Source organism: Nonomuraea sp. NPDC005983 (assembly GCF_040614375.1).
GTDB lineage: Bacteria > Actinomycetota > Actinomycetes > Streptosporangiales > Streptosporangiaceae > Nonomuraea.
In genome coordinates this window covers 1-11,571 of the sequence record NZ_JBEXUP010000214.1, presented here as the reverse complement: position 1 = coordinate 11,571, position 11,571 = coordinate 1, and the positions used below count along the sequence as shown (strand labels likewise).

The 11,571-nt window shown below is 72.8% G+C and carries 10 protein-coding genes and 1 pseudogene; 2 read left to right on the top strand and 9 right to left on the bottom strand.

Annotated elements, in window-relative coordinates:
- Nucleotides 1-293 (top strand): annotated as a pseudogene (locus ABZ297_RS44265) (orotidine 5'-phosphate decarboxylase); the annotation flags it as partial.
- Here the strand turns inward: ABZ297_RS44265 and leuA are convergent.
- Nucleotides 282-2,054, bottom strand: coding sequence for a 2-isopropylmalate synthase (gene leuA / locus ABZ297_RS44260; RefSeq protein ID WP_355359744.1), 1,773 nt, complete (start codon nucleotides 2,052-2,054; stop codon nucleotides 282-284). The pseudogene ABZ297_RS44265 and the gene leuA sit on opposite strands and share 12 nt — an antisense overlap.
- Before the next feature lie 181 nt (nucleotides 2,055-2,235).
- Between leuA and ABZ297_RS44255 the strand changes: the two genes are divergently transcribed.
- Nucleotides 2,236-2,949: a GntR family transcriptional regulator gene (locus ABZ297_RS44255; RefSeq protein ID WP_355359741.1), complete on the top strand. Its 714-nt coding sequence runs from the start codon at nucleotides 2,236-2,238 to the stop codon at nucleotides 2,947-2,949.
- A 181-nt stretch (nucleotides 2,950-3,130) separates the two neighbouring features.
- On the opposite strand, the gene rbsK is transcribed toward ABZ297_RS44255, so the two are convergent.
- The 8 genes from rbsK to ABZ297_RS44215 all read right to left on the bottom strand — a co-directional run.
- Nucleotides 3,131-4,015 carry a ribokinase gene (rbsK, locus tag ABZ297_RS44250; RefSeq protein ID WP_355359738.1) on the bottom strand — a complete coding sequence of 295 codons (885 nt, stop codon included), beginning with the start codon at nucleotides 4,013-4,015 and terminating at the stop codon, nucleotides 3,131-3,133.
- Nucleotides 4,012-5,343 carry an ADP-ribosylglycohydrolase family protein gene (locus tag ABZ297_RS44245; protein ID WP_355359735.1) on the bottom strand — a complete coding sequence of 444 codons (1,332 nt, stop codon included), beginning with the start codon at nucleotides 5,341-5,343 and terminating at the stop codon, nucleotides 4,012-4,014. The genes rbsK and ABZ297_RS44245 overlap by 4 nt, the downstream gene beginning before the upstream one ends.
- A gap of 34 nt (nucleotides 5,344-5,377) precedes the next feature.
- On the bottom strand, nucleotides 5,378-6,526 hold the full coding sequence (locus tag ABZ297_RS44240) for an ADP-ribosylglycohydrolase family protein (protein WP_355359732.1): 1,149 nt from the start codon (nucleotides 6,524-6,526) through the stop codon (nucleotides 5,378-5,380).
- On the bottom strand, nucleotides 6,523-7,491 hold the full coding sequence (locus ABZ297_RS44235; protein ID WP_355359729.1) for an ADP-ribosylglycohydrolase family protein: 969 nt from the start codon (nucleotides 7,489-7,491) through the stop codon (nucleotides 6,523-6,525). Before ABZ297_RS44235 ends, ABZ297_RS44240 begins: the two co-directional genes overlap by 4 nt.
- 5 nt (nucleotides 7,492-7,496) lie before the next feature.
- Nucleotides 7,497-8,468, bottom strand: a complete 972-nt coding sequence (locus ABZ297_RS44230; protein ID WP_355359727.1) for an ADP-ribosylglycohydrolase family protein — start codon at nucleotides 8,466-8,468, stop codon at nucleotides 7,497-7,499.
- Nucleotides 8,465-9,781 (bottom strand): sugar ABC transporter substrate-binding protein, encoded by a 1,317-nt coding sequence (locus tag ABZ297_RS44225; protein ID WP_355359724.1) that lies wholly within the window; start codon nucleotides 9,779-9,781, stop codon nucleotides 8,465-8,467. Before ABZ297_RS44225 ends, ABZ297_RS44230 begins: the two co-directional genes overlap by 4 nt.
- Nucleotides 9,782-9,790: 9 nt before the next feature.
- Nucleotides 9,791-10,609: a carbohydrate ABC transporter permease gene (locus ABZ297_RS44220; RefSeq protein WP_355359721.1), complete on the bottom strand. Its 819-nt coding sequence runs from the start codon at nucleotides 10,607-10,609 to the stop codon at nucleotides 9,791-9,793.
- A partial coding sequence (locus tag ABZ297_RS44215) for a sugar ABC transporter permease (RefSeq protein WP_355359718.1) occupies nucleotides 10,606-11,571 on the bottom strand: 966 nt, incomplete at its 5' end. The genes ABZ297_RS44220 and ABZ297_RS44215, both read right to left, overlap by 4 nt.

Here is an 11,571-nt window from a genome sequence, read left to right as displayed (position 1 = left end):
GATCTGGCGCCGCGGCCGCGAACGCGGGCAGGTCGCCGTTCGGCCCGGTCGGCGTGGTGGTCGGCGCCACGCTGCCCGCGCTCGACCACCCGCTCGACGCACTGAACGGCCCCATCCTCGCGCCAGGCCTGGGCGCGCAGGGGGCCTCCCCGGCCGACCTGGCGCGCCTGTTCGCCCCGGTGCGGCACGCGGTGATCCCCTCGGTCTCCCGGGACGTGCTGGCCGACCCGGCCCGGGTCCGCACCAGGACCCTGCAGTACCGCGACGCCTGCGCGAGCGAGCTAGCCGACTGACGCGGCCACGGCGCGGTTGACCGCCGCCATGACGGCCCGCACCGACGCCGTCAGCACGGACGTGTCGCGCCCCGCCGCCCAGCATGTGGCCTGGCCGACCCGGCACTCCACGTAGGCGACGGCCTGGCTGTCGGGCCCCGGGGCGGTGGCGTGCTGGGCGTAGTGCAGGATGTCCGCGGCGATCCCGGCGCCGGCCAGCGCCTCGGTGAGCGCCGACAAAGGCCCGTTGCCGGTGCCGCGCAGCTCGCCCCCGTCCACGTGCGGGGTTCCCTGGACGGTGGCGGTGAACTCGTGCCTGCCGGGAGCGGTCTCGGACGTGGTCCAGCCGGCCAGAGTCAGCGGCCCGTGCTCACCGGGCGCCACGTAGGTGGCGTCGAAGAGCTCCAGCAGCTGGTCCGGGGTGATCTCCTCGCCGCTGCCGTCGGTGGCCCGCTGCACGACGGACGCGAAGTCGATCCGCATCCGGCGCGGCAGGTCCAGCCCGTGCCGCGACTGCAGCAGGTAGCCGATCCCGCCCTTGCCCGACTGGCTGTTCACCCTGATGACGGCCTCGTAGTCGCGCCCCACGTCCGCCGGGTCGATCGGCAGGTACGGCACCGCCCACGGCGCCCGCTCCACCGGGACGCCCAGGTCGGCGGCCCGCTTGGCGTGGTGGGCCAGGCCCTTGCTGATGGCGTCCTGGTGGGTGCCGGAGAAGGCGGTGTAGACGAGGTCCCCCGCGTACGGGTGGCGGTCGTGGACGGGGAGCCGGTTGCAGTGCTCGACCGTCCGCCGGATCTCGTCGATGTCGGAGAAGTCCACCATCGGGTCGACGCCCTGCGCGTGCAGGTTGAGCGCGAGCGTGACCAGGTCGACGTTGCCGGTGCGCTCGCCGTTGCCGAACAGGCAGCCCTCCACCCGCTGCGCCCCGGCCAGCAGTGCCAGCTCCGCGCACGCCACCCCGGTGCCGCGGTCGTTGTGCGGATGCACCGACAGGATGACCGAGTCGCGGCGGGCGAGGTTTCGGTGCATGTACTCGATCTGGTCGGCGTAGATGTTCGGGGTGCCGATCTCGACCGTGGCCGGCAGGTTGTGGATCACCGGGCGGTCGGGGGCGGCGTCCCAGAGCGCGGTCAGCTCGTCGCACACGTCCAGGACGTAGTCGGGCTCGGTCAGGTTGAACACCTCGGGCGAGAACTGGTAGCGCACTGGCGGCCCCGGCCGGGCGTCGGCCAGCCTGGCGATGTGCTCGGCGGCGCGGCGGATGAGCGCGCGCAGCTCGTCCCTGCCGTGGCCGAGCACGACGTCCCGCCAGGTGGGGGCGGTCGCGGTGTAGAGGTGGACGACCACGCGCGGCAGCCCCTCGACGGAGGCGAACGTCCGCTCGATCAGGTCGGCTCTGGCGGCGGTGAACACCACCACCGTGACGTCCTCGGGCACCACGCCGGGCTCGGCCAGGTGCCTGACGAAGTCGAAGTCGGTCTGGCTGGCCGACGGGTAGCCGACCTCGATCTCCTTGAAGCCCATGGTCACGAGCAGGTCGAACATGCGGCGTTTGCGCGCCGGGTCCATCGGCTCGGCCAGCGCCTGGTTGCCGTCGCGCAGGTCGACCGGCACCCACAGCGGCGCCCGCTCGATCCGTCTGGACGGCCAGCCGCGCCCGGTCAGCGGCACCTCGACGCGCTCGTGGGCGGGCCGGTAGCGGTGGTACGGCATGGAGCTGGAGCGCTGCCGGTTCCAGCGCGGCGCGTCGGCGGGCACGGGCCCCTGGGGAGTCTGCATGAAAGGTCCTTCTCTGTGGTCGTCCGGGGTGGTCGTACGGGGTCGACCGGCAGCACGAGCCCGCCGCGGCGGGGTGCCGGTCGAGTCAGGCCCCGCCGCGGCGGCCGAGAAGGAGACCGCGGGACGTCATGGCGGCTAGACTAACCACACCACAGGTCCTCAGACAACCTGAGAGGTTGATATGCCGCTCGGCACCCTCCGTCCCAGCCCGCTCGTCGAGCAGGCCACCGACCACCTGCGCGAGCAGATCACCGGCGGGCACTGGCCGGTCGGCACGAAGCTGCCCGGGGAGAACGCGCTGGCCAAGACGCTCGGGGTGGGCCGCTCGACGGTCCGCGAGGCGTTGCGGGCGCTGGCGGGCGCCGGGCTGGTGCAGGCCCGCCAGGGGTCGGGGGTGTTCGTGGTGGCGACCGTCCCCGCCGAGGACTGGCCCGCGCGGCTGCGCCGGGCGGCGATCACGGACGTCTACGAGGTCCGCCTGATCGTCGAGACCCAGGCGGCCAGACTGGCGGCCGCCCGCCGCACCGACGATGACGTCACGGCCTTGGAGTCCGCCCTGCGCGCCCGCCGGGACGCGGCGGCCGGCGACACAGCCGCCGACGACGCAGCCGGCAACGCGGCCTTCGTCGACGCCGACATCGCGCTGCACGCGATGGTCGTCGCCGCCGCCCGCAACCCCGTCCTGTCGGACCTGTTCGGCGAGTTCGCCCCCGTGCTCCGCGAACACCTCATCGACCTGGTGGACCTCCTGGGCCTGCGCGCGCACGACCCCAACCCGGGCGACGAGGCGCACGCCGGCCTGGTGGCGGCCATCGCGCGTGGCGACGCCGACGCGGCGGGCGACATCCTCCACGCCGAACTGGCGCAGACCCTCGCCCACCTGCAACGCACCTGACCCGGGCCGAGGGCGCCGCGCGGGAGACCCACGAGGAGACGGGCCACGCGGTGACCGCGGCGGATCTCGGCGACGCGGTCGCGGTCAACGAGGGCGAGTGGTCGATCAAAGGCCACCGCTACGGGCCCTGAGCGAAACGCCTCCGGCCGCCAGGCGTTCTGCCACGGCGGCCGGGGGCGCGTCAGGCGAGGAAGTCCTCGATCTCCGCGCGGGTGGGCATCGACGTGCTCGCGCCCTCCCGCTGCACCGACAGGGCGGCGGCGGCCGAGGCGAAGCGGAGGCACTCCGCCGGAGCCCGGCCCTGCGCGCGGGCCACGGCGAACGCGCCCACGAACGTGTCTCCGGCCGCCGTGGTGTCGACCGCCTTCACCCGCACGGCCGGCTCGCGCAGCCGCTCGCCCGAGCGGGACGCATAGAGCGCGCCCTCCGAGCCCAGTGTGATCAGCACCTCCGGCACCCGCTTGAGCAGCGCGTCGGCCGCCGCGTCCGGGTCGGTGACGCCGGTGATGGCGGCGGCCTCGTGCTCGTTCGGGACGAGCACCGTGACCGCGTCGAGCAGCTCGTCCGGAAGCGGCTGCGCGGGCGCCGGCGTGAGGATGACCGGCACGTCCGCGGCCCGCCCCGCCCGGGCGGCGGCGACGACCGCCTCCATGGGCAGTTCGAGCTGGAGCAGCAGCGCCTGGGACGCGGCGATCACCGCGCGGTCCTCGTCGGTGAGCCCGGTGACGGTGCCGTTCGCGCCGGGGACCACGATGATCGAGTTGCCGCCGGCGTCGTCGACCACGATGTGCGCGATGCCGCTGGGGCCGGGCACCCGGCGCAGCCGCTCGACGTCCACGCCCGCCTCGGCCAGGGTGGCGCGCATCTCCGTGCCGAACCCGTCGTCGCCCACCGCGCCCAGGAAGCTGACGGGCGTGCCCGCCCGGGCGGCGGCGATCGCCTGGTTCGCCCCCTTCCCGCCGGGCACGGTGCGGAACTCCCGCCCCGTGACGGTCTCTCCCCGCTTGGGGGCCTGCGATACGTACGCGACGAGATCCATGTTCGCGCTGCCGAAGACCGAGATCATGCCCCCATCATCTCCTGCGTGCGTCGGGCCAGCTCAGCCAGCCCTATGCCGTCGAAGCCGGTCAAGCTGCTGGCCAGACTGTCGCGCATGCGCCACTGGTCGGGGACCCCGCCGTTGAGCGCGCCCGCGATCGACCCGGCCGTGGCCCCGGCCGAGTCGGTGTCCCAGCCTCCGGCGACCGCTCCGGCGATGGACGCGGTGAAGTCGCCGCGCCCGTGCACGAGCGTGGCCGCGACCAGCGCGGCGTTGTTGACGGTGTGCACCCAGTGCAGGTCGCCGTGGCGCTGGTGGAGCAGGTCGATCACCCGCTCGAAGTCCGGCTCGCGGGAGGCGTCCTCGACCGCCTGACGGACGGCCCGGTACAGCCGGGAGCGTGGCGGCACCACCGACAGCCCCGCCTCGACCACCTCCTCCACCGAGCCGGCGACCAGCGAGGACGCGCACATGGCGGCGACGAACATGGCCCCGTAGACGCCGTTCGCGGTGTGCGTGAGCCGGGCGTCGCGCCAGGCGAACTCGGCCGCGGTGGCCGGGTCGCCCGGGTTGACCCAGCCGTACACGTCCGTCCTGATCAGCGCGCCGATCCACTCACGGAACGGGTTGCGGTGGGTGGCCGTCTCCGGCGGCTCGACGCCGTTGAGCAGGTTGCGGTACGCCACCCGCTCGGCGGTGAACGTGCGCCCGGCGGGCAGCTCGTCCAGCCAGAGTTTGGCCACGTCGTCGGTGGTGAAGCCGCGGCCGTGCCGCTCCAGCACCGACAGGGCGAGCAGCGGGTAGTTCAGGTCGTCGTCCTCGGGGACGCCGTCGATGTTCTCGGCGAGGGAGTTGACGGCGCTGCGCCGGTTCCACGGCCACCGCTCGGCGACGTCGCCGGGGAGTCCTTCGGCGGTGAACCAGCCGCGGATGGGCCAGTTGCCGGTGGCTTCGGCGATCTGGCGGATGCCCTCGCGCGGGATCTTCTCCACCGGCTTGCCCAGCACGCACCCGGCGGCCCGGCCCAGCCAGGCGCCGAGCACCCGCGCCGGATCCACCGAGGACGCTTCGCGCCCCCTTTCCGGCCAGTCCGGGCAGGCGTCGATGACGGCCGCCAGTTCGGACGGCTCGTCCAGCGGCGACGGGATGCCGGCCAGCTCGTCCAGCAGCTGCTCGGCCAGGGGTCGCAGTTTCAGCGCGCCGGGCTCCGAGGCTCCGGCGCGCGGGGGCGCGTCGTGCCCTCCGGCCGCGTGCCACCGGGCGGCGATCTCGCGGACGTCCCTGCCGTCCTCGACGGCCTGGCGGAGCTCGTGCCCCACCAGGTCCTCCGGCTGCACCCAGGTGAGCCTGATCATGCGCACGCCGCCGTTCGGTGCTCGGACGGCGCTGTCATCGGGCCTCGCCCGTGGTGAGGTCGGCGAAGGCGGCCTCGTGGGCGCGGCGGCGGGCCAGGTCGTCGGCGTGGACGCGCCGCGCCACCCCGGCGATCGCGCGCCCCGGCTCCACCAGGTCGGTGCGGCTGGCGGTGCCGACCTGCTCCACCCAGTCCGACGGGACCGCGGCGAGGCCGCCGAGCGCGCCCGCGATGGCGCCGCCCATGGACGCGATCGAGTCGGCGTCGCGGCCGTAGTTGACGCCGCCGAGCACGGTCTCGCGGTAGTCGCCCTTGGCCACGACCAGGAAGGCCAGCGCCAGCGGCAGCTCCTCGATGCTGTGCACGCGGCTGGGCCGCCGCGCGCCGAGGCCCTGGTCGCGGTAGGTGTCGGCGACCGTGTCGAACGGCCGCATGGCGGCGCGCAGCGCCTCGAAGGAGCCGTCCCAGTGGCCGAAGCCGCGGGCCGCCTCGCAGACGGCCTCGATGGCGGCCCTGGTGCCGTCCTTGGCGAGCCTGAGGCAGGTCGCCACCACCGAGTCGGCGCTCGCGCCGGGGCGCATGGCCTCGGCGACGGCCGCGGCCATCACTCCGGCGGCCTCGCGCCCGTAGCTCGACTGGTGGGCGCCGGTCAGGTCGATGGCCTCGGCGTAGGCGGCGTCGGGGTCGGCGGCGTTGACGATGCCGACGGGCGCGACGTACATGGCCGCGCCGCAGTTCACGATGTTTCCGACGCCGGCCTCGCGCGGGTCCACGTGGCCGTAGTGCAGCCTGGCCACGATCCACTTCTCGGCCAGGAAGATCCGCTGCAACGGCAGCGCGTCGGCCTCCAGTTCGGGGATCCAGCGCCGCTCACCCATCAGCTCCGGCACCAGGTGCTCGGCCATCGCGTACGCGCCGAGGTGCCCGCCGACCTTCTCGTAGACGCGGATCAGCGCGTGCGTCATGAGGGTGTCGTCGGTGATGTTGCCGTCGCCCTTGTGATAGGGGGCGATGGGCCGGGCGTTGCGCCAGTCCTCGTTGAACGGCGGCACGACGCCCTCGACCTGCCCGCCGTAGCGTTGCGTGATCTGTTCGGGGGTCCAGCCCTCGGTGGCGCCGCCCAGCGCGTCACCGACCGCCGCCCCCACCACGCAGCCAGTCGCCCTGTCCTCAAGCGGCGTCATACGAGTTCCTCCAAGAGTTCGATGAGATCCTTGCCTGCCAGTTCCGGCAGGCAGCAACCGGCGAGCGTGCGGGAGGCCGCGATCCACCCCTGCGGGATCGCGGCGTACCCCCCGCACGCCCCGGTCAGCGCCCCGGTCAGTGCGGGCGCGGAGTCGGCCAGCGTCGACAGGCACGCGGCGGCGGGCACGGCCTCGCCGAGCGCGCCGCCCGACACCTCGGCCAGCGCCAGCGCCACCGGCACCGTCTGGGCCGCGCCGACTCCGTAGCTGTAGACGTGGTCGATCAGCGCCGCGTCGAGCGCGGGCACGGCGGCGAACGCGCCGCCTGCTCTCCGGGCGACGTCCAGCGCCAGGCGCGCGTTGTGCCCGATGGCGGTGTCCTCGGGCAGGACGGCCAGCGCCGCGGCGACCGCTCCGGCCGCCGAGCCGGTGGAGACGGCCTCCGCCACGGCGGCGGCCATCGCCTGCGCGCCGAGCAGCCCGTCGCCTGCGTTCGTCACCCGCGCGTCCTCGGACGGGTCCCTGCCGAGCACCCCGAACGCCACGGCCCTGACGGCGGCGGCGTCGTCGAAGTGGTGCGGGTTGTCGTGCCCGCTCGCGGGCGGTTCGACGCCTTTGGCCAGGTTGTCCAGCGCGTTGGCGACGGAGATGCGGGCCCTGACGTCCGATCGCCCGGCGAGCTGCCTGAACGCCTCGGCGCGGGGCAGGTCGATGGTGAGCGCCGTCCAGGCCAGCCACTCGGCGTCGTCGGACGGGCCGACGGCCAGCGGCGCGGTCGGCTGGTTGAGGGCGAACGGCACCGGCAGCGTGGTGACCGCGTGCTCCTCGGCGAAGGCGTCGAGCTCGCGGTACAGGCGCCTGCTCCAGGGCGCGTGCAGAGCCGATCGGTGCCTGGCCGCGGGCCAGCCCGCGGCGTCTCCCAGGGCGAGCCCGGCGAAGGCTCCCCTGGTCCTGTCCCCCGACATCGTCTCTAGAGTCCTTCCGCCAGCTCGTCAGCAACGTCCAGCACGTGTCTGCCCGCTACGACGGGCAGGCATTTGCCGGTCGCCGGGCCTATCCGGGCGGCCCAGCGTTCGGGCGTGCCGCGCTCGCCCTGCCCGGCTCCGGCGATCGCGCCGGCGATGGCTCCGATGGTGTCGGCGTCCCGGCCGAGGCTCACGCCGAAGGTCACGCTCGTCTCGACGTCGCCCTCGCCGGCCAGGTACGCGGCCATCGCCAGCGCGACGGCCTCCGGGGCCACGTCGGTCCACGGGTAGTGCTTGACGACCACGGCCTCGTGCAGGGCCTCGACAGTACGGTCGGCTGGGCCGTCGACTGGGGCCGCGGCGAGGGCGTCGCGGGCGCGCACGATGGTGCGCGACGTCCACGAGTCCTCGGGGATCACCGACAGGGCGGCCGACACCACGTCCTGCGGGGAGGCGCCGGTCATGGCGGCCGCCACCGCGCCCGCCACCGCGCGCCCGCCCAGGATGCCCTCTCCCGACTGGCTCACGCGGCCGTCCTGCTCCACCAGGCGGGCCGCCTCGGCCGGGTCGCCCGGGCAGAAGACGCCGTACGGCGCGGCGCGCATCGCCAGGCCGTCGGACCAGCCGTGCAGGTGCACTCGGCCGGTGAGCGGGGGTTCCAGGCCGCGGCGCAGGGCCTCGACGGTGCCGAGCTCCGAGAAGCCCGCCCCCTTCATCGGCCCCGTCACCAGCGGGATGATCTCGGACCGGTAGGCCGCGGCCACGTCCTCCGAGGTGAGGTCGTGGCCGTGCCTGACCAGCAGGGACGAGGCGAAGATGGCGTACTCGGTGTCGTCGGTGCCGCCGCCCTCGATCTCCGTCAGCCGTCCCCACCGCCGCCGGATCTCCGACGGGGTGAGGTTCTCGGCGGGCGCCCCGAGGGCGTCGCCGGCCGCGAGGCCGAGCAGACACCCCCGGGCCCGGTCGCGGTACGTCACTTCTGGTACCGCTCCAGCACCTTGTTGCCGTCCTCGACGAGCTTCTTGGCCGCCTCGTCGATGGTGATCTTGTTGGCGTAGTACTCCTGCAGCACCGGCGTCGCCACCTTGGTCTTCCACTCGTCGAAGCCGTTCACCTTGAGGAACGGCGCGACGACGAGGTTCTTGCCCGAGGCGGTGGCGACGTCCCAGCCGTTCTCCTTGGCCGTCATCGACGGGTCGGAGGCGGCCTTGACCGACGTCGGCAGCAGCCAGTCGCCCTTGGCGAGCTTGGCCTGGTTCGCGCCGTTCAGGAAGAAGGACATGAACTTCAGCGCCTCGTCCGGGTGCTTGCTGTCAGCGGCGACCGACAGGGTCTGCGACACCGCGCCCTGGTCGGAGGACGTGCCCTTGAGCGGCGGCAGCGTCACCCAGTCGAAGCCCTTCGGAGCCTGCTCGACGACCTGCTGGCGCAGGTAGACGCCCACCGGCAGCATCGCGTACTTGCCCGCGAAGAAGCCGGGCAGCGGGTCGGCGGTGCCCATGCCGAGCGCCGAGGTGTCGGCCGACTTGTCCTTGTAGAGCTGGTCGTGGATGCGCTGCAGGACCTCCTTCTCCTCCGGGCCGACCTTGACCGTGGTCTTGCCGCCGGAGGTCTGGAAGAAGGTGCCGCCGAAGTTGAGCGCCAGGTTCAGCGTCTTGTTGACCGGCGACTTCATCGGCCACGCCACGCCGAACTGGCCGCCCTTGGTCAGCTTCTTGCTGACCTCGGCGAACTCGTCCCACGTCCACGGGTTGTCGGGGGTGGGGACGCGCACCTTGGCGGCGTCGAGCAGCTTCTTGTTGGCGATGACGACCGTCGACTCCTGCAGGAACGGCACGCCGTAGACGCCCTGGTTGCCCTTGCCGTCGTCGAAGGTGACGGTGTCCCAGGCGGCCTGCGGGATGTCGCTCTTCAGCTCGGCCGGCACCTTGTCCTTCAGGTCCAGCAGGTAGCCCTTGGAGGCGAAGCCGGACAGCGCCGGGGAGTCGTCGTGGATGACGTCGGGCGCGTCGCCGCCCTCGAAGGACGTGACGAGCTGGTCGTTGACGTTGTCCCAGCTCCCCTGGACGTAGGTGACCTGGATCTTCGGGTTGGCCTTGTTCCACTCCTCGACGAGCTGCTTGTTGGCCGCCACCGACTCCTTCTGCCAGGCGAGGCTGAGGAAGTTGAGCTTGACCGGCTCGTTGGAGTCGGCGGAGGAGCCGCTGTCCCCGCCGCTCCCGCCACTACCGCCACACCCGGCGGCCAGGGCGACGATCGCCGCCGCCGCCACAGCGGATCTGATACGCATAAGAGCCTCCTAGCCCTTCACTGCCCCAGCCATCAGGCCGGACCTCAGCCGTCGCTGGATGATTGCGAAAAAGATCAGACTCGGGATCGTCGCCATGAGCGACGCCGCGGCCAGCGGGCCGAGCCTGGCCACTCCCTCGGGGCCGGTGAACCGCACCAGCGTCAGAGGGAGTGTCATCACATCGGGGTCCTTGAGGACCACGAGCGCGAACAGGAACTCGTTCCATGACGAGATGAACGAGAACAACAGGGTCGCCACCACGCCGGGAGCCAGCAGGGGCGCGACCACGCTGACGATCGAGCGGATGCGGCCCGCGCCGTCGACGGACGCGGCCTCCTCCAGCTCGCGCGGCACCGAGCGCACGTACCCCTGGAGCATCCACAGGGCGAACGGCAGCGTGAACGTCACGTGCACGACGATCAGGCCGGGCAGCGTGTTCACCAGGTCCATCTTCCGCAGCACCATGAAGAGCGGGATGATGATCAGGATGAACGGGAAGACCTGGCTGACCAGCACCCACCCGATCGCGACCCGGCTGAGCGCGCCCTTGTAGCGCGCCAGCGCGTACGAGGCGGGCAGCGAGATCGCCACGGTCAGCAGCGAACTGCACACGGCCACGATCAGGCTGCGCAGCCCCGCTCCGACCAGGTCCTGCTCGCCGAACGCGTCGGCGAAGTTGGCCAGCGTCGGATGCTCGGGAATCCAGCTGGGGTGCAGGCTGGCCATCTCCTGCGGCGTCTTGAGCGCCGTCGACAGCAGCCAGACCAGCGGAAAGGCCAGGAAGACGATGTAGGCGCAGAGCGCGACGAACTGCGAGATCTTTCTCATGACGCCTCCCTCATCTGCCGCCACAGGTAGACCCCGAGCAGGGCGAGCACGACGACCGCGATGGTGACGCCGATCGTGGCCGCGTAGCCGAAGAAGCCGTACCTGAAGGCCTCCTCGTAGGCGAACAGCATCGGTAGCCGGGTCCGCCCGCCGGGTCCGCCCTGCGTGAGCACGTAGACCAGGCTGAACTGGTTGACGTTCCACACGAAGTCGAGCGAGGTGATCGTGACGATGATCGGGCGCAGCTGCGGCAGCGTGATGTTCCAGAACCTGCGCCAGGTGCCCGCGCCGTCGACCGCGACCGCCTCGTAGAGCTCCTTGGGGACACCCTGCAACCCGGCCAGCAGCACGACCGTGGTCTGCGGCATGCCGCTCCAGATGCCCATCACGATGACGGCGGGCAGCGCCCAGGAGAAGTCGGCCAGCCAGTTGATGTCGGTGCCGAGCGTGCTGTTCACGATGCCGGCGTCGGGGTGGTAGACGAGCCGCCACATCAGGCCGATGACCACCGGGGGCATCGCCCACGGCACCACCGCGAGCACCCTGGCGAGCCCTCTGAACCAGAGCTTCTCGTTGAGCAGCAGCGCCAGTCCGAGCGAGGCGAGGAACTGCAGCACCGTCACCGAGATCGACCAGATCAGGCCGATCTGCATCGACGACCAGAACTCGCCGTCGGTCAGCAGCTCGCCGAAGTTCTCCAGCCCGACGAAACTGATCTCGACGTTCCTGCCCGCCTTGGCGTCGGTGAACGCCAGCCCGATGCCGTACAGCAGCGGGCCCACGCTGAACAGCAGCACCGGCACCAGCGCGGGCAGCATCAGCACCCACAGCTCGCGGGTCTGCCGCGAGAGCCCGCCGCGCCGCGTGCGCGGCGCCGGCCGGGGCGGCCTGGTCGCGGTCGCGGTCATGAACCGCTTCCCCCCTTCGCTTTCGTGGACGCCTGGCGCGCCGGCCGCCCGGCG